Origin of the sequence: Lacinutrix sp. Bg11-31 (genome assembly GCF_002831665.1) — a bacterium.
Lineage (GTDB): Bacteria > Bacteroidota > Bacteroidia > Flavobacteriales > Flavobacteriaceae > Lacinutrix.
Window position 1 is genome coordinate 2,777,151 of the sequence record NZ_CP025118.1, and the last position, 22,546, is coordinate 2,799,696.

Genomic DNA, 22,546 nt, shown 5'->3' on the forward strand with positions numbered 1-22,546 from the left:
TTCGCTATGCTCTGAATGACAAATTATCCTCTAAATAAAAAGAAATCATCTTTCATGTCTTCAATCTGTGTATCTTCATTGGTAATAATATAATCTATTGCTTTAGAGGTAAACGTATCACCTTTTTCGGTAAGTGAAACAATATTTTTATCTACCACAATCATATTATTTTTCAGCGCTAATTCTAAAACTGTTTTAGCACGCACTTTTTGCCAATTAATATGTTCGCGTAAATGATTAACATGCCTTTCTTCTAACTCACTATGGTTTTTTAAATGCAGTAAAAAAGTTAATAAAGAGACCTCTGTACGTTGTTGCTTTTCACGGTACATAACTGCAATTATACCTTTGCTTGGTGCAAACAAATACACAAGTAAAAATAGCAAACCTAACATAGTTGTAATAGAGCCAGCAATTGAAGCATCTAACCAATGTGCAAACCAATAACCAGAAATAGCACTCATAACACCAAAAGTGATAGCGAGCCCTAACATCTTCTTTAAATCCGTAGTTAGCAAATAGGCAGTCGCGGCAGGAGTAATCATTAGAGCGACTACTAAAATGGCTCCAACGGCGTCAAAAGCACCAACTGTTGTAACCGAAGCGACACTCATTAGTCCATAATGAATAATCGCAGGCGAAAAACCTAAAGAAGCTGCTAGGCCAGCATCAAATGTACTTATTTTTAATTCCTTGAAAAAAGCAATTAAAAGTATAACTGTAATTAGTAAAATAACACCAATAATCCACAAAGCTTTTGGACCAACATCTATTCCGGAAATTAATAATCTATCAAAAGGAGCAAATGCTAATTCTCCCAAAAGTACAGCATCTACATCTAAATGCACATCGTTAGCATTTTTTGCAATTAAAATAACTCCAATACTAAACAAAGCAGGAAACACTAAACCAATAGCAGTGTCTTCTTTTACAAGTCCTGTTTTTTGAATATACTCAACCAAAACAACAGTAATAATACCTGTAAAGGCAGCAAACAAAATTAATAATGGTGAATTAAGATCTTGAGTAATAAAAAAACCAATTACAATTCCCGGAAGAATAGAATGACTTATAGCATCACTTATCATCGCCATTTTACGTAGCACTAAAAATGTACCTGGAATTGCGCAAGCAATGGCAACTAAACTCGCAATAAGCTGTATTTCAATTTGAGCGCTATTCATCTTCTGTAGATTGCTTAGTATATAAATTTGCTGCAGTTTCAAAACCAACTTTAGTTAAACTCCACATATTTCCTTGCAGCTCTACATAATCTTTTTCTACTAATTTTTGAAGCGTAGAACGTGTATAACCTTGAAAATTATTTAATAATTTAATAGCATGAGGATGCGAAATATTCTCGTGTGTTTCTGCAATATGATGCATAAATGCTAACGTTTTATGCTGTTCTAAATCACGCCGGTTTTTTATAAATCTTATTTGCTTAAACAACAAACCACGACTAGGTGAAAACACAAACGAAAAAAGCACAAAAACTGAAGCCACCAAAACAATTACTGGTCCTGTTGAAAGGTTTGTTTGGCTTGCGCTAATAGCTGTACCAAAAACACCAGAAAATGCACCAAAAATAGCGGCTAAAAAAACCATGGTCGACAAGCTATTTGTCCATTGTCTTGCAGCAGCAGCAGGTGCTAAAAGCATGGCACTCATTAAAACAACACCAACGGTTTGTAAGCCTAAAACAATAGCCAGTACAATAAAACTGGTAATTAATACATCTATAAACCTTGTATTGAATCCTAGTGTTTTAGTATAATCGGCATCAAAAAGTAGGAGTTTAAATTCTTTCCAAAATAGCAATAAAACGAATAAACATAAGCCAGCTACAATTGCCATTAACCAAACATCACTTTCTACTAAAGTAGCTGCCTGACCAAAGAGATATTTATCTAATCCTGCTTGATTTGCATTAGGCTGTTTTTGAATAAACGTTAATAATAACATACCAAAACCAAAAAACAGAGATAAAATTAAACCTAAGGCTGTATCACTTTTTAGATGTGTTTTCTTTACAATACTACGAATCCAAAACGTACCAATTAGACCACTAACTAAAGCACCTAAAAGTAAAGTGTTGGAGTCTTTTGCTCCTGTAATTAAAAAAGCAATAGCAATTCCAGGCAAAGCAGCATGCGAAATAGCATCACCAAGTAAGCTTTGTTTTCTAAGCACAGCAAAACTACCTAACATACCAGTTACTGCTCCTAATATAGCTGTACCAAGCGTTATTGTTCTTAATGTGTAGTCGCTAAAGACTAATGAAAAATATTCTTGGATATCCATTATTCTTGAACACTTACTTTAAAATTAATACCATAGGTTTTTGTTAAATTATCGTCGTTAAATATATCTTTAACTGGTCCTGTGGCAATTTTCTTTACATTTAAAAACGTTACCCAGTCAAAATATTCTGGAACAGTTTGTAAATCGTGATGTACAACAATTACTGTTTTACCAGCTTTTCTCAATTCTTTTAAAATATTGATAATTGCAATTTCGGTTGTAGCATCTACACCTTGAAAAGGTTCATCCATAAAGTAAATAGATGCGTTTTGCACTAAAGCACGTGCTAAGAAAATACGTTGTTGCTGTCCGCCAGACAACTGACTTATTTGCCTACTTTTAAAAGCCAACATACCAACTTTCTCTAAAGCCTCTAAAGATGCTTTTTTCTCTTTTTGTCTTGGTCTTTTAATCCAACCTAAACTACCATAAGTTCCCATCATTACCACATCTAAAGCAGTTGTTGGGAAATCCCAATCTACACTTCCTTTTTGCGGTACGTAAGCAACTAACTGTCTTTGTTTCTCGTAAGGTTTTCCATAAATAGAAACACTTCCTGCAATAGGTTTTAAAATACCGAGAATCGATTTTATAAGTGTTGATTTTCCAGCACCATTTGGTCCAACAATAGCCATTAGAACACCTTCTGGAATTTCTAAATCAATATCCCAAAGCACTGGCTTGTAGTTGTAAGCCACTGTTAAATCGTCTACTTTTACTGCTATTTTTTTGCTCATTATTTCAATGCATTTACAATAGTATTTACATTATACTCAAACATTCCTAAATAAGTTCCTTCTACAGTTCCTGCATTTCCTAATGCATCAGAAAACAAAGTGCCACCAATAACAACATCGTGTCCTTTAGATTTTACAGCTGCTTGCAATGCTTCAATAGTACGTTTAGGCACAGAACTTTCTACAAAAATGGCTTTTACTTTATTTTCTATTATAAAGGTAGCCAATTTTTGAACATCTTGAACTCCAGCTTCCGTTGCTGTACTTAATCCTTGTAATCCAACAACATTAAAACCATAGTTTTTTCCGAAGTAATTAAAGGCATCGTGTGCTGTAACTAATATTCTTTTTTTCTTTGGAAGTGTTTCTATTGTAGCTAAAACCTTTTGCTCTAAAACTTCTAATTTCTGAAGGAATAGTTTTTCATTTTCTAAAAAACTAGTTGCATTTTTAGGATCCTTTTCAGATAAAACTACCGTTACATTTTTAGCAAATTGCTTAAAAAAAGCAATATTAAACCACACATGTGGATCGTAATTTGAAGCAAAATACTCCGACCCTATTAATTGAGACTTATCTAGAGCTGCACCAAGTTCTACAGTGTTTTTAGTTTTACTTCCCATTTTCTCGAAAACCTCAACTAGTTTTCCTTCTAAATGTAAACCGTTATAGAAAATGATGTCTGCGTTTACTAGCTTAGAAACATCTCCTTCACTAGCTTTAAATAAATGTGGATCTACTCCACTTCCCATTAAACCTTGAGTGTTCACTAAATCGCCACCAATGTTATTAACCAAATCAGTTATCATGGTTGTAGTTGTTACAATATTTAATTTTCCATTCTCTTGTTTTATATCATTTTTACAGTTAAACAAGAGTACTGTAATTGCAATTATAAGTATGTTTTTTTTCATGTTTACTATTTTTATTAATGGCTTCTCGATACAATTTTTCATATTTCAAAATCACTCGAAGTGACCGTTTTTATTATGATTTAGGAATTCTAAAACTAATTCCAGCACTTATTAATATATCTTGACCTTTTGTTATGCTTGACCCAACAGTAGCATCTAATTGCACATTGTTAGACAGCAAATAAGACAATCCAGCATCCCAAAAATGATTAGCTTTATTGTTTTCTAGAAAATCGCCGTAAAACTCAACATAAGCAACAAGCTTTTCGGTTAAACTATAACCATAAGCAATTGTATATAAGTAAGCAGCTTCTGGGCTATCGTTTTCCCAAGCAGCACCTAAATTATAAGATAGACTAGATCTCTCATTTAAAGTATGTGCAAAAGAAAATCTAAAGTCTACACCAGTATTTTCTGGTCTAATATCTTTATTAACAGAAAAAGGCAAGTACAAATGTACTAAAAAACCAATTTCTGGCATTGTTCTTTTTTCTTCTGCTATACCTACTTTAAAACCTAAAAGCATTGGAGAAAAACTATTTATAGAAGCCACTTCGTTACCATTAAATTTTGTTTTACTATCTGTATAATCGTAACCCAATCTAAGTTCTAAATTATCTAGTAAACCATAACGAACAAGCATAGTATTGTATGTAAAATCTTCGTTTTTTATATTGTTCTCCTCAAAACTCTCGTAAAACGCACCACTTTCTACTTGCAAGAAACCTTTAGGCATAGCTGTTGGAGATTCTGTAGCATCTGGTCTGTCTGTAATTAACGCTTCAAGAGTATTGTTTTCTTGAGCAAAGACCATAGTAGAACCTGTAAGTATTAAAACTAATATTGAGTTTCTTAGTTGTTTAATTAACTTCATTAACATAGATAATTTTAGTAAAATCTTCGTTTAGAAGAATAGTGTTGTTACTAATTAATATTTGAGTCATTTTATTATTACTTAATTGCTTTGAAACAACAATAGTATTACCATATTTAAGGCCGTTTTGCGCACAAAAGTCGAAGAATTCTTTATCGTCACTCATTAAGCGAGAAATAGTATACGTTTTACCCTCTTGGGTATCTGCTAAACTCACAGAAGTATCGATAGTTGTAATTTCTCCATCTTCATTTGGAATTGGATCACCATGCGGATCGAACTTAGGACTCCCTAGGTATTCGCTAATTTTATTAGCTAAAAAATTAGAGGTTTCATGCTCTAAAAGCTCTGCTTCACGATGAATATCATGCAAAGACATATCGAAGGTTTTATGCAAAAAAGCTTCCCATAACCTGTGTTTTCTAACAACATTTAGAGCCATCTTCTCTCCTTTCTCTGTTAGTTTTAAGGCTTTGTATTTTTCGTAGTGCAATAAGTCTTTAATGGCTAATTTTTTAGCCATATCTGTTGCTGCAGCATTACTAATACCTAATTTTTTAGCGATATTACCTGGCTTCGTATCGTTACTTGCATTATTATTATTTTTGTAAATGGCTTTTACAAAATTCTCTATAGCTACAGACATTTCTAATTACTTTAATTAATTTTTAAGCTTACTTAAATATTAAACAAATGTAACTAAAAAATTCAAAATTAATGACTTTGGTATGATTTAAGTTATATTTAGTATCTAAGACACACTTGCTAATGAAAAACATACTATTTATACTCGTAATATTATTTACAACTGCTGGATTGGCTCAAGATTCCACAAAAGTTAAAGTTGACACACCTAAGATTGTTTCGAAATTAATGTATGGAAAAACCATTAGCATTGAAGATTTAGAATTCAAATTTGTGGCTATAGAAAGTGATTCGCGTTGTCCAAAAGGCGTACAATGTATTTGGGCTGGAGAAGCTGTAGTACTTTTAGATGTCTTTAAAAACGGAGAAAAAATAGAACAAAAACGCGTTGTTTTTTCTCCTAAAATTTCTTTAATTAATAAGATTGGTAATGTCTTTTCTTCTGAAGCATTTAATGTCTCAAGTTTAAATATTGCTCCTTATCCTAAGTATGATAATAAAATTAATGCTGAAGATTATTATATTCAGCTTCAAATTAGACATTAGTTTTAAAAACCATCTAACTCTATTTGAGTAAGTGCGTTAAGGATGGAACGGTATGTTTGAGCTCTTTTTTATTTTTCTCAAAAAAAGCGAGTAGTGATAGCCTGTTAAAACGCCCAAAAAAAATAAGCTTTAGATTTAGTGGCAACCACAGTCGTCTGTTCCGCAGGCTTTCTTGGATTTCTTTTTCCAGAAATATTTCTTTACAAGAAATCCTACAGCAAAGCTTAGGATTATAAAAACGATAATATTTTGAAGTATAATATTCATTTTATTTCAAAAATTGATAGGCAATTAAAGCTACAATATACGCAATTGCAGTCATTATTGTAAATTGATATACTGGCCATTTCCAGCTATTGGTTTCTTTTTTAACAATCGCTAAAGTACTCATGCATTGCATAGCAAAAGCGTAAAATAACAGTAGTGAAATTCCGGAAGCAAAATTAAACAATGGTCCTCCAAGAATTGGATTTACTTCGCCTGCCATGCGGTTTTTAATGGTTTCTTCGTCATCACTACCAACACTATAAATAGTTGCTAGAGTTCCTACAAAAACCTCACGAGCTGCGAAAGAACTTACAATGGCAATACCAATTTTCCAATCGTAACCTAAAGGTCTAATGGCTGGCTCGATAGCATGCCCAGCAATCCCTATAAAAGAATGCTCTAGTTTGTGTGAGTCTATTTTATGTGCTAATTCGTCTTCGCTTAAATTATCTTGTGCGTACTGTTCTGTTATAATATTCTCGGCATTATTAAATTGTTCGCCTGGACCATAAGACGCCAATACCCAAAGAACAATTGAAATTGCTAAAATTATTTTTCCTGCACCAAAGATGAAAGATTTTGTTTTTTCTAAAACCGTTAATGCTACGTTTTTTAAAAGTGGCACTTTATAGTTTGGCATTTCGACCACGAAAAACGACTTACTCTTTATTTTTAGAATTTTATTTAAAATCCAAGCCGATCCAACTGCTGCTCCAAAACCAATAAGATACAATAACATTAGAGTTAATGCTTGATAGCTTAAACCTAGTATTCTTCCTTCTGGAATAACCAACGAGATAATAATTAAATACACAGGTAAACGTGCCGAACAGGTTGTAAAGGGTGTAACTAAAATAGTAATTAAACGTTCTTTCCAACTTTCTATATTTCGAGTTGCCATAATTGCTGGAATTGCACAAGCTGTTCCAGAGATTAAAGGCACAATACTTTTACCGCTTAGGCCAAAACGACGCATGACTCTGTCCATTAAAAACACGACACGACTCATATAGCCACTTTCTTCCAGTATGGCAATAAAAAGGAATAAGAATGCTATTTGCGGAATAAAAATAACGATTCCACCAAGTCCAGAAATAATACCTTCGGCAATTAAATCTGTCACTTTTCCGCCTCCGGGAAATGTAGATTTCACCCAATTACTTAGTGAAGCAAAAGACGAATCTATCCATTCCATTGGGATACTTGACCAATCGTAAATGGCTTGAAAAATGGTTAAAAGAATAAAAAAGAAAATAACATATCCCCAAACTTTATGAGTTAGGATACGGTCTAATTTAGCACGAACATCTGTAGCTTGAGACGCATCTATGGTTTGTCCTTTTTTAAGAACATTATTAATAAACTGGTAACGTTTTATGGTTTCCTTTTGCTGAAGCCTTTTTAAATCGCCTTTAGACTTTGTTTTAAAACTAGCAATAGCATCAATATCTTTTCTATCTGTTTTTCCAAAATTTACATCTTGAGTAATAACTAACCATAATTTATATAATAGTTGATTAGGAAAAGCTTTACGTAATCTATTAAAGTATTCAACATCAATTTCTGATGCACTTAAACAAGGCTTAAGAGATAACTCTTTATAATTAGCGATTTGTTGTTTTAGATTCTCTATACCTTCGTTTTTACGTGTACTAATAACAGCTATTTTGGTTTCTAATTGCTGCTCTAGATACTCAACATCTAGCGTAATACCTTTTCTACGCATTCTATCTGCCATGTTTACAACAAGTAAACAAGGAATTTCAAGATCTTTAATTTGTGTAAAAAGTAATAGGTTACGTTTTAGGTTTTCGACATCACTAACTACAACAGCTACGTCTGGAAAATCTTTATCGTTTCTATTTAAAAGTAATTCTATAACTACGTTTTCGTCTAAAGACGATGCATTTAAACTATACGTACCTGGTAAATCTATAATATGAGCTTTTACTCCACGAGGTAGTTTACAAATACCTTCTTTTTTCTCTACAGTAATACCTGGATAGTTACCAACTTGTTGGTTTAAACCTGTAAGTGCGTTAAAAACAGATGTTTTTCCAGTATTAGGATTCCCTATTAAGGCTACATTTATTTGCTTACTCATCTATTCTATCTATTAAAATGTGAATAGCCGTTTCTTTTCTAATTGCTAAATGGCTTCCATTAATATTTAGATATAATGGGTCCGAAAAAGGTGCAACTTGTACTAACTCTACAAGGTTACCAGGAAGGCATCCCATTTCAAGAAGTTTTAAAGGGATTAGTTCTGACGAAACATCAGTAATTATTCCTTTTTCTCCGCGTTTTAAATGTGCTATTGTATGTTGCAAGCTTATTTAGATTGATTTTAAAGAAGCAAAAGTAAGAGAAAAAACTTAAGCTAAAAATTTAAAACCTAAAAACTATTGCTTTTCCATACGTTTTAACTTTTCTATATCATTTAAGAGCTGAGAAATAGCTTCTGGGTCTGTACCATCATAAAAACCACGAATTTGACGTTTTTTATCGATAAGCATGAAGTTTTCGGTATGGATCATATCGTATTTATCTCCATTACCTACAGATTTTACAGCTAAATAGCTTTTTCTTGCAAGCTCGTAAATTTTCTTTTTATCACCTGTTACAAGGTTCCACTTAGCATCGTTTACTCCTTTTTGTATTGCATACTTTTTAAGCTGTGCAACACTATCAATAACTGGAGTTACAGAATGCGATAACAACATAATAGCATCATCATTTAATATTTCTTTTTGAATTACACCCATGTGATCTGTCATTATCGGACAAATAGTCTGGCAAGTAGTAAAAAAGAAATCGGCTACATAGATTTTATCTTTGTAATCGTTTTGGGTGATGGTTTTTCCGTTTTGGTTAGTTAGGCTAAAATCGGCTATTTTATGATACTTTTTTACATGTTGAATCGTACTATCAACCAAGGTGGATTCAACATTATTAGGCTGGTAGATTGGTAAGGGTTTTTCAACATTTAAAATGTTATATATAATGAAAACTATTATAGTTGAAAGGATAAAAAATCCAATCGCAAATTTTTTATAATCTTTAAAAAAAGAAAGCATAAAAGAAGAATTAAGTCAATATCCTACAAAAATACAACCCAAACGATTCTTAAACCACTTTTTTGGCTCATAAATTGATGTTAAATAGCAAAGCAATTAAGCAATAGCTTTTTAAACTAAGCCTAAATACTTACTTTTGGGCGTTATAAAAATGAATAGATAAATTACATGGGAATTATTATACAAATCTCTCAGTTTCTACTGGGTCTTTCACTATTAATCATACTTCACGAGCTTGGACATTTTATACCAGCAAAATTATTTGGAACTAGAGTAGAAAAATTCTACTTGTTTTTTGATGTTAAGTTTTCCCTTTTTAAGAAAAAAATTGGTGAAACTGTATACGGAATTGGTTGGTTACCGCTTGGTGGTTATGTAAAAATTTCTGGAATGATAGACGAAAGCATGGACACCGAAGCCATGAAAGAAGAACCAAAACCTTGGGAATTTAGATCTAAACCAGCTTGGCAACGTTTAATTATTATGCTTGGTGGTGTAATTGTAAACTTTGTATTGGCTTATGTTATTTATTTTTTCTTGTCTTTTATTTATGGAGATAAAAACATAGATGCTACAAGTATTCAAGATGGTTATTTAGTTGAGAATCCATTGTTAACAGATTTAGGTTTTAAAACTGGTGATAATATTACTAAGGTTGGAGATCATGATGTTAAATATGTATCAGACATTAAAGGAAATTTTATTGGCGCAAAAACAATAACTTTTACAAGAAATGGTGTAGAGCAAACCATTACAATGCCTGTAGATTTTTTAGGTCAGTTTTCTGATAGTAAACGTAGAGATTTATTTGAAATGCGTCGTCCTTTTGTTATTGGAGCTATTCAAGATTCTTCTTTAAATAAAGGAGCAAATCTTAAAGATGGTGATTTAATTAAGGCTGTTAATGGTAAGGCATTAAAATATTTTGATGAATTAACCCCAATACTAAACGAATCAAAAGGAAAAGAGGTTAGTGTTACATTACTAAGAGACCAGGAACTAATTACTGAAACACTAAAAGTTGACAACAATGCAAAGTTTGGTATTAGCTCTGGATTAACGCACCAAATGATGCAAGATCTAGGCTATTTTACAATGACAACTAAAGAATACTCTTTTGGAGAAAGTTTTGGTGGTGGTTATAATAAATTTACTGGGCAAGTAGGTAAATACTTTGGACAGCTTAAAGAAATAGGAAATCCTGAAACTGGAGCTTATAAAGGTGTTGGAGGTTTTTACGCAATATTAAATGTTTTTCCAGACACCTGGAGTTGGCCTGTTTTTTGGAGTATTACAGCTTTCCTTTCTATAATGTTAGGTGTGCTTAACCTATTACCAATTCCTGCTTTAGATGGTGGACATGTAATGTTTTTACTATATGAAATGGTTTCTGGACGTAAGCCAAGCGATAAATTTATGGAGTATGCACAAACTGTAGGCTTCTTTATTTTAATAGGTTTAGTGCTCTTTGCCAACGGAAACGACATTTTTAAAGCAATTTTTAAATAAAAAATTAAAAATTGTTTTGCAGTATCTAAAAAACAGATTATATTTGCGCTCGCAACAGCGAAAAACACTCCTCTTTAGCTCAGTTGGTTAGAGCATCTGACTGTTAATCAGAGGGTCCTTAGTTCGAGCCTAAGAAGAGGAGCAAGTTTACAGAAGCCACTAGAAATAGTGGCTTTTTTTATGGAGTAAACTCTTCTATAACAAACCACTACAAACAATTAAGCTCTTATAGCTTCACTCAACCAAAAGCAGCGTTCACTCATTGATACTTGTTTTAGGTATATTAAAATTGAATCTTTGTTGAAAATTAATGCAATGAAGAATACTACATTATTAATAGTCTTATTGATCTCCTCTTTATCCTTTGGTCAAACATCACCAGAAAAGAAAGCTTTTAAAAACCCAAAATATTCTGAGAATTCAGAAATAGTAATCTCTTACAGAGATAGTATTAAGCAGAAACAAAAATCTAAACCAGTTGCATATTATATAAACGATGATTTTACTGATGACCAATATTTATTAAATAGTATTAGTCCTAAGAAAATAGAAAGTTTTAATATTGAAAAAGGAAATTTTACTATAAACAACAAACAGTACTATGGAAAGGTTTTAATAAAAATGAATTCTAACTACAAACACAGCCAAATATCACTTAAAGCACTTTCTAAAAAGTTTCTTAATTTAGATGATAGCCCAGTACTATATCAAATAAATGATAATATTATTAATACAAATTATAATACGTACTTAATAGACGAAGACTATATTTTAAAAATACTAGTAAGCAAGGTTAAAACGTCAAATAATATTGAGATCAATCATATAAAATTGATAACTAAAACGAAAGAAAATATAGCAGAAGCTAACACAATAAAAATAAGAGGGAACGAAATAATTTCACCTAGAGATTAACTACTCCATACTTTCGGAAGCAAACGACGTACTATTTATACTAATTAGTTAATTATGAAATATTCTCTTTCACTATTATTAATGCTTTTTATTTTTTCTTGCAATGCACAAGAGAAAGAAATTGATATTACTGGTAATTGGTATCTTGAAGCTACAAACTCCGGAAAAGCATTATGCCATACTTAATTTTTATTAACCAGGAGTCATTTATAAATACAGTGATCCTGCAGGAATGAGCTATAGCTATGGTTACACCCAAAAGAATAATACATTTCATTTAGTCGACCTAGATAACACTAAACTCAAAATTGGTCAAATTTTAAGTATTGATAAAAACACTTTCTATTTTATAAGTGACGAAGGAAAAACTATTACTTATAAGAGAATTTTAGACAACACAGTAAAGCTCGAAAAACTTGCTACAGAATACAATCCTAATTTTACAAATGAAGAAAAAAACGCATTTAAAAACAGTTATTTAGAAGCGTACTTTTATCGAAAAACTGAATGGGAGAAAACACATGAAAGTATAAATTATTTTGAAAATTGAATTCTGTCATTCCTGCGAAGGCAGAAATCCACAGATAGCGAAATAAATATTATAAAATAGATTCCTGCCTTCGCAGGAATGACAACACTAAATAACCTCAAACAATTTCCCTGGCAAAGGTCTTACAACACCTTTTAATTCCATATTTAATAACAAGCCAGCAATTTTAAAGGTTGGCATATTACAGTTTAAGGCTATAATATCTAGCATTACCTTATCCTTGTCTTTTAAGTAATTATAAATTACTTTTTCGTTATCGTCAAGCTCTATAAATAATTGCTTTTGTATTACCGTTTTTTTATCGTCTTCTAATTGCCAATTAAGTATGTAAGGCACATCTAAGGGTGTAGACAACAAATGTGCTTTTTGGTGTTTAATTAAATTATTACAACCAACACTTTGAGAATCTGTAGTACGACCAGGAACAGCAAATACATCGCGATTATAAGAATTTGCAATATCAGCAGTTACTAAACTACCTCCTTTAACAGCAGATTCTATAACTATAGTTGCTTCACTAATACCTGCAATAATGCGATTACGTTTTAAAAAGTTATTACGATCAAATTTAGCAGTGCTCCAAAAATCGGTATAGAAACCGCCATTACCCTCAACCTCAGCCATATATTTTTTATGTGTTTTAGGATATATTTGGTTTAAACCATGCGCCAAACAACCAATAGTTTGCAAATTATGTTTTATAGCTGCTTTTTGTGCAGTAATATCTGTACCATAAGCAAAACCAGAAACTATAACCGGATCGTAAATAGCGAGTTCTTCAACTAGCTTTTCGCAAAACGCAATACCAGAAGTGGTAATTTTACGCGCACCCACAATACTAATAATGTGCTTTTTATTCAAGTTTATATTTCCAGCTTCAAAAAGCAAAATAGGACTGTCGATACAATGTTTTAGTCTTTCAGGATAGGAATCAGAATTAAAATAATGTGTTTTTAGGCCTTCATCTTTAATAAATTTAAGTTCGGCTTCTGCTGCTTCAAGGTGATTTCGGCTAAATAAATCGGAAATAGTAACACTTCCAATTCCATCAATTTTTAAGAGGTTTTGCCTCTTCTCTTTAAGCACAGCTTCGGCAGAACCACAGTGGGAAATGAGTTTTTTTGCTGTTACATCACCAATTTTAATGACATTTTGTAGCGCTAAAGTGTAAAGCAAGTCGTTTTCCGTCATTTTATCTAATTGATTTTGAGACTACAATAAAAGAATTTTAATGGTGTTAATAACTAATAGGGCCTACATTTTATTCCCTAATAAAAAATCTTAACTTTGTTTCTATGCAATTAGAGACTTACATAAGCGATTTATTATACCGTTACGAATGTGTTACTGTACCTGAGTTTGGTGCTTTTTTATCACAACGCGTATCTGCAACTGTTCACGAAACTACAAATGCTTTTTATCCGCCAAAAAAACGATTATCGTTTAACGAGCAAATACAAACTAACGATGGCTTATTAGCACGTTATATTGCTGATGTAGAAAAAATACCTTTTGAAGCTGCTACCGAAAAAATTGCAAAACGTGTAAAATCTCTTAAGTCTAATTTAACTGAAGGTGAAACACTTTCTCTTGAAAATATTGGTGATTTAAAGCTTAATAGCGAAGGAAAAATAGAGTTTAACCCAAGCTATCACTTAAACTATTTAACTAATGCTTTTGGATTGTCTCAATTAGTTTCTCCTGCTGTAACACGCGAAGTTTACAAAGAAGAAGTTGACGCGATTGAAAAAGTAATTCCGTTAACAATTACTCCAGAAAAACGTAAAACTAGACCTTATCTTAAATATGCTGCTATTGCTTTAATTGCACTAACTATAAGTGGTTTGGTTTCTGGTAATAATTATATAAATGAGATTGAATCTCAAAACCAAATTGCACAAGAAGAAGCTAACACACAATTAGAAACTAAAATTCAAGAAGCTACTTTTATTATTAGTAATCCATTGCCTGCTGCAACATTAAATGTAAGTAAGCAATCTGGAAACTATCATATAGTTGCTGGCGCTTTTAGAATGGAAGAAAACTGTGATAAAAAAGTAACACAATTAAAAGAGCAAGGTTTTAAAGCTCGAAAAATTGGTGCTAATAAATACGGTTTACATCAAGTTGCTTACTCTAGTTTTACTGATAGAAACGAAGCGCTTCGCGAGTTAAATTCTATTCGTAAAAGCAACAATGAAGCTGCTTGGTTATTGGTTAAAAACTTAGACTAATTTTCTCTTAATATTTTCTAAAACTTAAGGCTGAGCTTCTAAATCGGCTTACCTTTGCATTTCTAAATTTTACACTAAGTATTATTGAGATTGAAATATATTTCAGCTAAAAATAATGAAGTGTAAATTAAGAGAAACTCATTAAACAGATTCCTGCTTTCGCAGGAAATATTATGGAAGCAAGAACAGCAAAAGAATCAAGAACAATAATGACAGATATGGTTTTACCTGGTGAAACCAACCCAATTAACAACCTTTTTGGTGGTGAATTATTGGCTAGAATGGATCGTGCTGCAGGTATTAGTGCGCGTCGTCATTCTAGACGTGTTGTAGTAACAGCATCTGTTAATCACGTTGCTTTTAATCGTGCTATTCCTTTAGGGAGTGTTGTAACTGTAGATGCTAAAGTGTCTCGTGCTTTTAAAAGCTCTATGGAAATTTATATAGACGTTTGGATAGAAGACAGAGAGTCTGGCGTAAAAGCCAAAGCTAATGAAGCTATTTATACTTTTGTTGCTGTAGACGAAACGGGAAGACCTGTTCGTGTACCAGAATTAACTCCTGAAACCGAAGAAGAAATTAAACGTTTTGAAGGTGCTTTAAGACGAAAGCAATTAAGTTTGTTACTAGCTGGTAAAATAAAACCTAATGATGCTACAGAGTTGAAGGCGCTCTTTGAGTAGAAATTTAACTAAGAATCCTGAAGCAATTTCAGGATGACACTTTGCATCACATCTTAAAAATCCAACTAGAAGGATTCTGAGTTTTATTATCCTTATCTATTCTAAATTTTAAAACAGTTTCGCCTGTTGTAGGATTAGTAAAAACCTCACCTATTTCTTGTTTGGTTTTAACCTTATCTCCTGTTTTTACGAATATTTTACCAAGATTCTGATAAGTAGTAATATAATTACCATGCTTTATCATTACAATAGGATTGCTACGTTTAGGCTTTAAAATTCCCATAACTTCTCCATTAAACACAGCACGAACTTTTGCACCTTTTTCTGTCGAAATTCTTACACCATTACTGTTAATAGTTAAATTACGATCTACAGGAGATGGTTGCTTACCATAACGTAGTTTTACAACACCTTTTTCTACTGGCCAAGGTAATTTACCTTTATTACCTAAAAAGTCTGCAGCGAGCGCTCTAGCTTCTGCTGTTAATGCAAAGCCCTTAGATTTTGTAGATTTCTTTACACCAGCTTTTTTGTTTGAAGCTGCAATGGCATCTCTAATTAATTTATCTATTTGACCATCTATACGTCTCGCTTCTTTTTGCTTTGATTTAATTTGAGCAGTATATTTATTTAAGTCTTTTTTAATAGACTTCATAATAGTTTCGTGCTGCTTACGCTCTATTTCTAAAGTCTTTTGTTCTTTTTTATTTTCCGAAATAAGTTTACTCTTTGCTTCTTTTTGAACCAACAAATTGGTGTTTGCCTCTTGAAGCGCTATTGTTTTAATCTTTATTTTATCGGCTTGTTCTTTTTGGTAATCTGCATATTGATTTAAATACTGAACACGTTTGTAAGCTTGTTTAAAATTAGTTGCAGACAATAAAAACATTACACGACTTTGCTTGTTTTTATTTTTATATGCTTTCTGAAGCATTTTAGCATAACCTTCTTTTAAAAGGGTTAACTCATCGCGATTGGTAGTTATTTGTTTTTGATTGGTATTAATTTCACGTGTTAATAAATTGGCTTGTTGATTGGTAACTTTTATAAGATTCTCACGAACACTAACCTTGTGGTTTAAATCTTCTATTTGAGAAACCTCTGACTTTTTTTTCGATTGATTTGAAGATAATAATTTATTTATCTGCTGAATTTCTCTTGACAACTCCTTACGTCTAGCTTCTAACTCCTCTTGTTTTCCGCTTTGTGCAAAAACAAATGCACTGCTAAAAAACAGGAGACTAAAAACTAACACTTTATTTTGAAACTTGGTCATTATTTTAATTCTATTTGGTCGTAACCTGAAGGAATCCTAAAAGGAAACCTAAGCTTTTGGTTTAACTCTATGCCCTTATATTCAAGGTCTATTATTAATTGATCTTTATTTTCTAAAGCAAGAATTTTTATGCGCTCTGGAAGAATCTCTTTCTCTACTTCTTGATATGCTAAATAGTCTATTTCAAGCAGGCGTTTTTCTTTAGATTGCGAAATTTCTTGAGAATCCATTTTAAAATGCGTTGGGTTAAAAAGCAAAAACAATTCGAATAAATCGTTTTGGTTTTTAGGCTGTAGCAGATACGATTTTTCAAACACAGAAGCTTCGTAGTCTTTTGTATTTGGTTTAAAAACAGGTTCTCCTAAAAGTAAAGCTTGTATTTTGTTAAAGTCTAAATGGGTTCCTAACAACTCGCTTAAATAAGTGAAATCACCATCAAAATAAGTGCCATCTAATTTGTTGTAAAACGCAACTCTTGTTGGTGTAATTAAAGTTTTTACAATACCTAGCTTACTCATCCAGATGGTTTTACCTTTTTCTATCCTTAAAGAGACAGAAACAGATTGCGACTTTTTACCATCGTTAGATTCAATTTTCAATCTAGCGCTTAGCATCTTAAACTTGGATTCGCTTTTAGCGTTATTTTTTATAATTTGGCGTGCTGAAAGATTCGCATTTAACGTACCATTATCTGTGATTGTTTTCGCAGATCTACAACTTACAAAACCAATACAAAGTATAAGTATTAGCGATACTACTTGAGGTTTAAATGTCATTTAATTAGGGATTTCTAATTTTTTCGCTTTATCACTAAACGTCTTTGCTTTAGCTAAATTGTTTAAACCAGTATAAGCTTTACTTAATTGCTTATAAAAATCTGCTTCCATTTTATTATCTTCTATAATATAATCTAAACCTGTTTCAATAATTTCTATAGCATCATTGTATTTTGTTAATTGGTTTAGTGCAACACCATTAATAAGATAAAGCACTGGTTGAGAAGGATACTTTTCTAAGCCTTCGGCACTTTTTTGTTCCGCTTTATCGAACTCACTTAAATCTAAATGCAGTAAAATAATATTTCTTAATATTCCAAAATTGTCAGGCTCTATAACTTGTGCTTTTGCGTAGTATTCTATTGCTTTAATTTTATCGTCTTTTGCTAAATAGTATTGTGCTATTTCAATAAAAGTTTTTGCATCTGCAGCACTTTCACTAACCAAAGATGTAATGTCTACTAAATCTTTTTCGTATTGTGGGTTCTTACTCACATAGTTTACAAAATCTGCTAGTACTTTTAGTTTCGCTTCTGGTTTAATTTGCCTACTGCCTAAAACTACTTTCATAGACTTTATAGCCATTTCTGCTTCATCATCATCTAAATAAAATTTATATAATGCTAAGTGCACTAATTGCGATTCTGGATGTACTTTTAATAATTTCTTAGCAGTTTCAAACGCTTTCTTTATCTCGTTACTTTCGCTATATCTAAATATTAAAGCTAGGTAGTTTTTTTCGGCATCTGGATTATCGTCTACACGCTCTTCAAGGTTTTTAATTTGCTGCTTTTTTTGTCCTGTAGCATTATAAATCTGATGTCGTAAACGATCTCTTTGATCTGAAGTACCTATTTCTTCATCTAAATCATCAAGCACTTTAAGTGCATCTTTAAAGTTTTTTGTTCTTACATATAACATGGCTAAATCCTCCTTGTAATCTGGATGGTATTTTACCAGTTGCTTGATTGTTTTTATGGCTTTATCGTAGTCTTTTTGTTGCGCATAGCTTTCGTACAGTTCGTCTAAATACCACTCGTTATCTGGCTCTTTACTCACTGCTTTTTTTAGTGCATCTTCAGCAGCGCCAAAGTTTTTAAGCTTATTGTAATTTTTACCTAATTCGAAATACAAAATAGATTGCGAGTCGTCCATTTCAATACATTTTTGTAATGCTGTAATGGCTTTATCGTAGTTTTCTATTGCTTTTTCTTTTAGTGCTTCGTAAAAAAGTTCTTGAAACTCGTCTGATACATTTCCTAAATCATCATCTGGTGTTGCATTAAAATCTACTTGCGCAGAAGCAACTACCGGAAATAGCAGTATTCCGAAGATAAAAAGTAATATATAGCTTAGTTTTTTCATTTATGTTAGATTCTTCGCTCTCGCTCTAAATGACACTTCAAAAATTATTCCAAAAAATCAATAAGATTTCTGCCTTCACATGAACTCAGTTATTCTAAAATAGAATAATCACCAATACTAATTTTAGTAAATTTTCCATCGTACTTCACGTGGTTACCAATCATGGCTTCGTCTAAATTAGCATTTTTTATTGTTGTTTCATTCTGAATAAGGCTATTTTTAATTGTGCTGTCTTCAATAGTACAGTTATTCCCAATAGAAACATTTGGCCCAATTGTAGTGTTTTTTAAAACAACATTTTCACCAATATAGCAAGGTTCAATAATATTTGAATTTTCATTTTTTACAGAATCTGCTATTAATTTCTCTTCGCCATCTGCTTTTAAGAAACCTAACATACGTTGGTTTGTTTCTAGAGTTACTGCTTTATTTCCGCAGTCCATCCATTCGCTAACTTCTCCAGTTTTAAAAACTTTCCCATTTGCCATCATGCCTTTAATACCATCATTAATTTGGTATTCTCCACCATTAATGATGTTATTATCTAGTACTTTTTGTAGCTCATCTTTTAAATATGAAACTTCTTTAAAGTAGTAAATTCCAATTACTGCTAAATCGCTAACAAATTGCTCTGGCTTTTCTACCAATTCTACAATTTCTTTGTTATCGTTTAATTTAACAACACCATAAGCTTCTGGTTGATCTACCTGTTTTACCCAAATAACAGCATCTGCTTCTGGATCTAAATTAAAATCCGCACGAATTAACGTATCTGCATAAGCGATAACTGCTGGTCCAGAAAGTGATTCTTTTGCACACATAATAGCATGACCAGTACCTAATGGTTGATCTTGTCTATAAATAGAAGCTTTTGCTCCTAATCCTTTTGCTAAATCTTTTAAACTTGAAACAACATCGTCTCCAAACCAAGCTGGATCACCTAAAACAAAGGCTATTTCTTCAATAGGTTGGTTTAATACTTTTACTATATCTTTTACCAAACGATGTACAATTGGTTGTCCTGCTACTGGAATTAATGGTTTTGGTACTGTTAAACTATGTGGACGCAGTCGAGAACCTCTTCCTGCCATTGGTACTATTATTTTCATATTAAAATCTTTATTTTCATTTCTGCAAAAGCGAAAATCTATTAATTAAACATTATGCTTCTATACCTATCAGGTTTTAAAAAACCTTGTAAGAAACTTGTATTCATTTATTTTACTCCTGTGCTTCCAAAACCGCCTTCTCCTCTTTTGGTTTCAGAAAGTGTTTCAACTTGAAGCCACTGGGCTCTTTCGTGTTTAGCAATCACTAATTGTGCAATACGCTCTCCATTTTCTATGCTAAATTCTTCCGAAGATAAATTTATCAAAATTACACCTACTTCTCCTCTGTAATCTGCATCTATAGTTCCTGGCGCATTAAGTACTGTAACACCTTTTTTAATAGCTAGACCGCTTCTTGGTCTTACTTGTGCTTCTATGCCAATTGGAAGCTCTAAAAACAGCCCTGTTGGTACGATTGCGCGTTCCATAGGTTTTAATATAATAGATTCTTGAATATTAGCTCGAAGATCCATTCCTGCAGAAGCAATGGTTTCGTAATGTGGTAATGCGTGAGTGGATTTGTTTATTATTTTTATATTCATTTTAATAAGATTCTTCGCTGTGCTTTGAATAACAGATTAGCTACTTTTTAATAATTGTTTGATTTCCTTTTTTTCAAGCTGAAAAACGATGCCTAAAAATACAATTAATGCTCCAATTCCAATAACATAATTGCCTCTAAATTGATAGAAATACAGCATTGAAAGTAGTGTTGAAAGTCCAAAGTAAAGTACTATCTTTTTAAAATTATACGGAATTGGATAGTATTTTCTTCCGAAGTAAAAAGATAACAACATCATTATTGCATACGCTGAAAGTGTAGCAATAGCAGAACCTTTAAAGCCAATTTTAGGAATTAAAACATAATTTAAAACCAATGTTATTACAGCTCCAAATATTGAAATATAGGCGCCAAACTTAGTGCGATCTGTAATTTTATACCAGACAGAAAGGTTATGGTATATTCCTAAACAGAAGTTAGCGAGCAAAATAAAAGGAACAATCCACATGGCTTCGTAATAGGCTTCACTCTTGATAATATAAGGTTTTATAACATCTGCAAATACAACAACTGCTAAAAAAATTATAGAACCAAAAGCTACGAAGTACTCTAATATTTTTGCGTAATTTTTTTGAGGATTTTCTGATTTAGAATGACTAAAAAAGTAAGGCTCAATACCTAAACGGAAAGCAGTTGCAAACAAGGTCATAAATAAAGCTAGTTTGTAACATGCAGAATACATTCCTACTTGCTCGTCTGCAATATTAGCTGGTAACAGTTTTTCTAAAAGAATACGGTCGAAAGTTTCATTAACTGAATAAGCAATTCCTGCAATTAGTACTGGCATTGCGTAACGCATCATTTTTTTCCATAGTTCTGTATCAAATTTGAATTTAATTTTAGCGTAAAATGGAAGTAACAATAATAATGTAATGGCACTTGCAACAACAAGAGAAATAAAAATATAACTAATCTCAAAATCTTGTCTATAAATGCTGTTAAAAAGAGCATTACCTTCTGCTAAATCCTTTAAATATAATAACAAGAAAACGTTCAATCCTAGATTAATAGCGACGTTAATTATTTTAATAATAGCATAGCGCATTGGTTTTCCGGTTGCACGTAACCATGAAAAGGGCACGATTACCAAAGCATCTAACAGCAAAACTATAAAGACTAAATTTAGGTGTTTAAGTTCTATACTTATAAGCGATGAAATTTGATTTCTAAAGAAAAAAGCGATTCCTAATAAGACAAATGAACTTATTATTAATGAAATAGCCGATGTACTTGTTACTTTTTCTTGATTTTCGTCTTTATTAAAAAACCTAAAAAATGCAGTTTCCATTCCATAGGCTATAACCACATTAAAAAGTACAAAATATGCGAATATAAAAGATACTCGACCATACTCTGCAGTAGATAGCACTTCTGGATCTGTGTAGAGTGGCACCAAAATAAAGCTCAACATTCTTGGTAACACAGTTGCTAGACCATAAATAAATGTTTGCTTAAAAAGAGATTTAAATCCGCTCAAATTGATGTGTAATAATTAGCCTAAATGTACGGCAAATAATAAAGACTTACAAAGCTAAATTCTATTAGTGTTTTGGTGGAGCACTTGGATATTCTAATCTCTTTTTTTCTTGAAGATTTTCTACTAACAAGTACTTGGTAGTATTATTCTCGATATAACTTATAATACATTCGTTATCATTTAACTCGAATGGAAAATCTTGTTTTTTTTGTGTTTCGTTTCCAAATTCAGCGTTTTTATTATTACTCATAATAATATCGTCTTTTTGGTTTGCTTCGGTTTTAAAACTAGCTATATAACCCATTTTACTAATTTCTATTTTAGATTTAAGACCTTTAAAATATACACTATCAAACGCTACATTGTTTTTATTACTTTTTACCGTAATATACATATGAATTCCAGAACCTCCTCCTCGAACTCCTGCAATCCAGCTTTGAAAATAGATGTTTTCTAAAGTAAAAGATCCTTTGTCTTCTAATTTTAGGGTTTGTTTGTTGTTTTTCAAATTACTTGTTTTTTTCGAGCTTGAGCATTGCGTAAAACTTGTTAGTACTACAACAGATAGCATTAAAAGGACAAGTGTTTTATATAGTTTCATGATAATTATTATTTGATTCTAAATATAGTAAAACAAATTTCATTCCGTTATTTGATTGAACATTATTAATCTTGAGTTTTAAAAATGATTTAATAAATGATTGGAATTTTATCATGAAAAAAGGA

The 22,546-nt window shown here is 31.9% G+C and carries 25 protein-coding genes and 1 tRNA gene; 8 read left to right on the forward strand and 18 right to left on the reverse strand.

All coding sequences use genetic code 11. The annotated features are described in order from the left end of the window. Positions 1 to 23: 23 nt before the first annotated feature. The 6 genes from CW733_RS12465 to CW733_RS12490 form a co-directional block, all read right to left on the reverse strand. Positions 24 to 1,184 carry a metal ABC transporter permease gene (locus CW733_RS12465; protein WP_100997487.1) on the reverse strand — a complete coding sequence of 387 codons (1,161 nt, stop codon included), beginning with the start codon at positions 1,182 to 1,184 and terminating at the stop codon, positions 24 to 26. After that, a complete protein-coding gene (locus tag CW733_RS12470) occupies positions 1,177 to 2,304 on the reverse strand; it encodes a metal ABC transporter permease (protein WP_100997488.1) in 1,128 nt (375 codons plus the stop codon). The genes CW733_RS12465 and CW733_RS12470 overlap by 8 nt, the downstream gene beginning before the upstream one ends. Next, positions 2,304 to 3,041: a metal ABC transporter ATP-binding protein gene (locus CW733_RS12475; protein WP_100997489.1), complete on the reverse strand. Its 738-nt coding sequence runs from the start codon at positions 3,039 to 3,041 to the stop codon at positions 2,304 to 2,306. The genes CW733_RS12470 and CW733_RS12475 overlap by 1 nt, the downstream gene beginning before the upstream one ends. After that, a complete protein-coding gene (locus CW733_RS12480; RefSeq protein ID WP_100998829.1) occupies positions 3,041 to 3,955 on the reverse strand; it encodes a metal ABC transporter solute-binding protein, Zn/Mn family in 915 nt (304 codons plus the stop codon). The genes CW733_RS12475 and CW733_RS12480 overlap by 1 nt, the downstream gene beginning before the upstream one ends. A 73-nt stretch (positions 3,956 to 4,028) precedes the next feature. Then, entirely contained in the window at positions 4,029 to 4,829 is an 801-nt protein-coding gene (locus tag CW733_RS12485) for a transporter (protein WP_100998831.1), read from the reverse strand. Next, on the reverse strand, positions 4,816 to 5,475 hold the full coding sequence (locus tag CW733_RS12490) for a metal-dependent transcriptional regulator (RefSeq protein WP_100997490.1): 660 nt from the start codon (positions 5,473 to 5,475) through the stop codon (positions 4,816 to 4,818). The genes CW733_RS12485 and CW733_RS12490 overlap by 14 nt, the downstream gene beginning before the upstream one ends. Before the next feature lie 122 nt (positions 5,476 to 5,597). Here CW733_RS12490 and CW733_RS12495 point away from each other — a divergent pair, with 122 nt between their 5' ends. Beyond that, the gene (locus CW733_RS12495; protein WP_100997491.1) at positions 5,598 to 6,020 is read left to right on the forward strand and encodes a hypothetical protein; all 423 of its coding nucleotides are present in this window, start codon (positions 5,598 to 5,600) and stop codon (positions 6,018 to 6,020) included. A 135-nt stretch (positions 6,021 to 6,155) separates the two neighbouring features. Here the strand turns inward: CW733_RS12495 and CW733_RS12500 are convergent, their stop codons facing one another. The 4 genes from CW733_RS12500 to CW733_RS12515 all read right to left on the reverse strand — a co-directional run bounded on the left by CW733_RS12500 (position 6,156) and on the right by CW733_RS12515 (position 9,364). Further along, positions 6,156 to 6,287: a FeoB-associated Cys-rich membrane protein gene (locus tag CW733_RS12500; RefSeq protein WP_100997492.1), complete on the reverse strand. Its 132-nt coding sequence runs from the start codon at positions 6,285 to 6,287 to the stop codon at positions 6,156 to 6,158. A gap of 1 nt (position 6,288) precedes the next feature. Then, on the reverse strand, positions 6,289 to 8,391 hold the full coding sequence (feoB, locus tag CW733_RS12505; protein WP_100997493.1) for a ferrous iron transport protein B: 2,103 nt from the start codon (positions 8,389 to 8,391) through the stop codon (positions 6,289 to 6,291). Beyond that, on the reverse strand, positions 8,384 to 8,617 hold the full coding sequence (locus CW733_RS12510) for a FeoA family protein (protein ID WP_100997494.1): 234 nt from the start codon (positions 8,615 to 8,617) through the stop codon (positions 8,384 to 8,386). Before CW733_RS12510 ends, feoB begins: the two co-directional genes overlap by 8 nt. Positions 8,618 to 8,689: 72 nt before the next feature. Next, complete coding sequence (locus CW733_RS12515) at positions 8,690 to 9,364, reverse strand: SCO family protein (protein WP_100997495.1); 675 nt, start codon at positions 9,362 to 9,364, stop codon at positions 8,690 to 8,692. Positions 9,365 to 9,532: 168 nt separating this feature from the next. Here CW733_RS12515 and rseP point away from each other — a divergent pair, with 168 nt between their 5' ends. The 5 genes from rseP to CW733_RS12535 all read left to right on the forward strand — a co-directional run bounded on the left by rseP (position 9,533) and on the right by CW733_RS12535 (position 12,338). Beyond that, positions 9,533 to 10,873: an RIP metalloprotease RseP gene (gene rseP / locus CW733_RS12520; RefSeq protein WP_100997496.1), complete on the forward strand. Its 1,341-nt coding sequence runs from the start codon at positions 9,533 to 9,535 to the stop codon at positions 10,871 to 10,873. Between the two features lie 68 nt (positions 10,874 to 10,941). Continuing rightward, positions 10,942 to 11,015: transfer RNA gene (locus CW733_RS12525), tRNA-Asn, on the forward strand. A 173-nt stretch (positions 11,016 to 11,188) separates the two neighbouring features. Continuing rightward, the gene (locus CW733_RS12530; RefSeq protein ID WP_100997497.1) at positions 11,189 to 11,788 is read left to right on the forward strand and encodes a hypothetical protein; all 600 of its coding nucleotides are present in this window, start codon (positions 11,189 to 11,191) and stop codon (positions 11,786 to 11,788) included. Positions 11,789 to 11,842: 54 nt separating this feature from the next. Continuing rightward, the gene (locus CW733_RS16735) at positions 11,843 to 11,974 is read left to right on the forward strand and encodes a hypothetical protein (protein WP_255411462.1); all 132 of its coding nucleotides are present in this window, start codon (positions 11,843 to 11,845) and stop codon (positions 11,972 to 11,974) included. 46 nt (positions 11,975 to 12,020) lie between these two features. After that, the gene (locus CW733_RS12535) at positions 12,021 to 12,338 is read left to right on the forward strand and encodes a hypothetical protein (RefSeq protein WP_100997498.1); all 318 of its coding nucleotides are present in this window, start codon (positions 12,021 to 12,023) and stop codon (positions 12,336 to 12,338) included. An 87-nt stretch (positions 12,339 to 12,425) separates the two neighbouring features. On the opposite strand, the gene dprA is transcribed toward CW733_RS12535, so the two are convergent. Further along, entirely contained in the window at positions 12,426 to 13,529 is a 1,104-nt protein-coding gene (gene dprA / locus CW733_RS12540; protein WP_100997499.1) for a DNA-processing protein DprA, read from the reverse strand. Positions 13,530 to 13,633: 104 nt separating this feature from the next. On the opposite strand from dprA, the gene CW733_RS12545 reads away from it, so the two are divergent. Both CW733_RS12545 and CW733_RS12550 read left to right on the forward strand, forming a co-directional pair. Next, positions 13,634 to 14,572 carry an SPOR domain-containing protein gene (locus CW733_RS12545; RefSeq protein WP_100997500.1) on the forward strand — a complete coding sequence of 313 codons (939 nt, stop codon included), beginning with the start codon at positions 13,634 to 13,636 and terminating at the stop codon, positions 14,570 to 14,572. Positions 14,573 to 14,745: 173 nt separating this feature from the next. Beyond that, the gene (locus CW733_RS12550; RefSeq protein WP_100997501.1) at positions 14,746 to 15,255 is read left to right on the forward strand and encodes an acyl-CoA thioesterase; all 510 of its coding nucleotides are present in this window, start codon (positions 14,746 to 14,748) and stop codon (positions 15,253 to 15,255) included. 46 nt (positions 15,256 to 15,301) lie between these two features. Here CW733_RS12550 and CW733_RS12555 read toward each other — a convergent pair whose 3' ends face one another. From CW733_RS12555 to CW733_RS12585, 7 genes are all read right to left on the reverse strand, one after another. Beyond that, positions 15,302 to 16,531: a murein hydrolase activator EnvC gene (locus CW733_RS12555; RefSeq protein ID WP_100997502.1), complete on the reverse strand. Its 1,230-nt coding sequence runs from the start codon at positions 16,529 to 16,531 to the stop codon at positions 15,302 to 15,304. Continuing rightward, positions 16,531 to 17,307, reverse strand: coding sequence for a DUF4292 domain-containing protein (locus tag CW733_RS12560; protein ID WP_100997503.1), 777 nt, complete (start codon positions 17,305 to 17,307; stop codon positions 16,531 to 16,533). The genes CW733_RS12555 and CW733_RS12560 overlap by 1 nt, the downstream gene beginning before the upstream one ends. Further along, on the reverse strand, positions 17,308 to 18,672 hold the full coding sequence (locus CW733_RS12565; protein WP_100997504.1) for a lipopolysaccharide assembly protein LapB: 1,365 nt from the start codon (positions 18,670 to 18,672) through the stop codon (positions 17,308 to 17,310). An 89-nt stretch (positions 18,673 to 18,761) separates the two neighbouring features. Continuing rightward, complete coding sequence (locus CW733_RS12570; RefSeq protein WP_100997505.1) at positions 18,762 to 19,781, reverse strand: sugar nucleotidyltransferase; 1,020 nt, start codon at positions 19,779 to 19,781, stop codon at positions 18,762 to 18,764. A 107-nt stretch (positions 19,782 to 19,888) separates the two neighbouring features. Continuing rightward, on the reverse strand, positions 19,889 to 20,323 hold the full coding sequence (gene dut, locus CW733_RS12575) for a dUTP diphosphatase (protein WP_100997506.1): 435 nt from the start codon (positions 20,321 to 20,323) through the stop codon (positions 19,889 to 19,891). Positions 20,324 to 20,359: 36 nt separating this feature from the next. Beyond that, positions 20,360 to 21,820, reverse strand: a complete 1,461-nt coding sequence (locus CW733_RS12580) for an oligosaccharide flippase family protein (RefSeq protein WP_100997507.1) — start codon at positions 21,818 to 21,820, stop codon at positions 20,360 to 20,362. 64 nt (positions 21,821 to 21,884) lie between these two features. After that, positions 21,885 to 22,328, reverse strand: a complete 444-nt coding sequence (locus CW733_RS12585; RefSeq protein ID WP_157811574.1) for a hypothetical protein — start codon at positions 22,326 to 22,328, stop codon at positions 21,885 to 21,887. Between the last annotated feature and the right edge of the window lie 218 nt (positions 22,329 to 22,546).

Excerpts from the sequence above, each read along its gene's own strand:
- CW733_RS12500 (WP_100997492.1), bottom strand. The coding sequence starts at position 6,287 with ATGAATATTATACTTCAAAATATTATCGTTTTTATAATCCTAAGCTTT.
- CW733_RS12570 (WP_100997505.1), bottom strand. The coding sequence starts at position 19,781 with ATGAAAATAATAGTACCAATGGCAGGAAGAGGTTCTCGACTGCGTCCA.
- CW733_RS16735 (WP_255411462.1), top strand. The coding sequence starts at position 11,843 with ATGAAATATTCTCTTTCACTATTATTAATGCTTTTTATTTTTTCTTGC.
- CW733_RS12470 (WP_100997488.1), bottom strand. The coding sequence starts at position 2,304 with ATGGATATCCAAGAATATTTTTCATTAGTCTTTAGCGACTACACATTA.
- CW733_RS12475 (WP_100997489.1), bottom strand. The coding sequence starts at position 3,041 with ATGAGCAAAAAAATAGCAGTAAAAGTAGACGATTTAACAGTGGCTTAC.
- CW733_RS12545 (WP_100997500.1), top strand. The coding sequence starts at position 13,634 with ATGCAATTAGAGACTTACATAAGCGATTTATTATACCGTTACGAATGT.
- dprA (WP_100997499.1), bottom strand. The coding sequence starts at position 13,529 with ATGACGGAAAACGACTTGCTTTACACTTTAGCGCTACAAAATGTCATT.
- CW733_RS12550 (WP_100997501.1), top strand. The coding sequence starts at position 14,746 with ATGGAAGCAAGAACAGCAAAAGAATCAAGAACAATAATGACAGATATG.
- CW733_RS12535 (WP_100997498.1), top strand. The coding sequence starts at position 12,021 with ATGAGCTATAGCTATGGTTACACCCAAAAGAATAATACATTTCATTTA.
- dut (WP_100997506.1), bottom strand. The coding sequence starts at position 20,323 with ATGAATATAAAAATAATAAACAAATCCACTCACGCATTACCACATTAC.
- CW733_RS12515 (WP_100997495.1), bottom strand. The coding sequence starts at position 9,364 with ATGCTTTCTTTTTTTAAAGATTATAAAAAATTTGCGATTGGATTTTTT.
- CW733_RS12560 (WP_100997503.1), bottom strand. The coding sequence starts at position 17,307 with ATGACATTTAAACCTCAAGTAGTATCGCTAATACTTATACTTTGTATT.
- rseP (WP_100997496.1), top strand. The coding sequence starts at position 9,533 with ATGGGAATTATTATACAAATCTCTCAGTTTCTACTGGGTCTTTCACTA.
- CW733_RS12465 (WP_100997487.1), bottom strand. The coding sequence starts at position 1,184 with ATGAATAGCGCTCAAATTGAAATACAGCTTATTGCGAGTTTAGTTGCC.
- CW733_RS12480 (WP_100998829.1), bottom strand. The coding sequence starts at position 3,955 with ATGAAAAAAAACATACTTATAATTGCAATTACAGTACTCTTGTTTAAC.
- CW733_RS12485 (WP_100998831.1), bottom strand. The coding sequence starts at position 4,829 with ATGAAGTTAATTAAACAACTAAGAAACTCAATATTAGTTTTAATACTT.
- CW733_RS12555 (WP_100997502.1), bottom strand. The coding sequence starts at position 16,531 with ATGACCAAGTTTCAAAATAAAGTGTTAGTTTTTAGTCTCCTGTTTTTT.
- CW733_RS12530 (WP_100997497.1), top strand. The coding sequence starts at position 11,189 with ATGAAGAATACTACATTATTAATAGTCTTATTGATCTCCTCTTTATCC.
- CW733_RS12565 (WP_100997504.1), bottom strand. The coding sequence starts at position 18,672 with ATGAAAAAACTAAGCTATATATTACTTTTTATCTTCGGAATACTGCTA.
- CW733_RS12490 (WP_100997490.1), bottom strand. The coding sequence starts at position 5,475 with ATGTCTGTAGCTATAGAGAATTTTGTAAAAGCCATTTACAAAAATAAT.
- CW733_RS12495 (WP_100997491.1), top strand. The coding sequence starts at position 5,598 with ATGAAAAACATACTATTTATACTCGTAATATTATTTACAACTGCTGGA.
- feoB (WP_100997493.1), bottom strand. The coding sequence starts at position 8,391 with ATGAGTAAGCAAATAAATGTAGCCTTAATAGGGAATCCTAATACTGGA.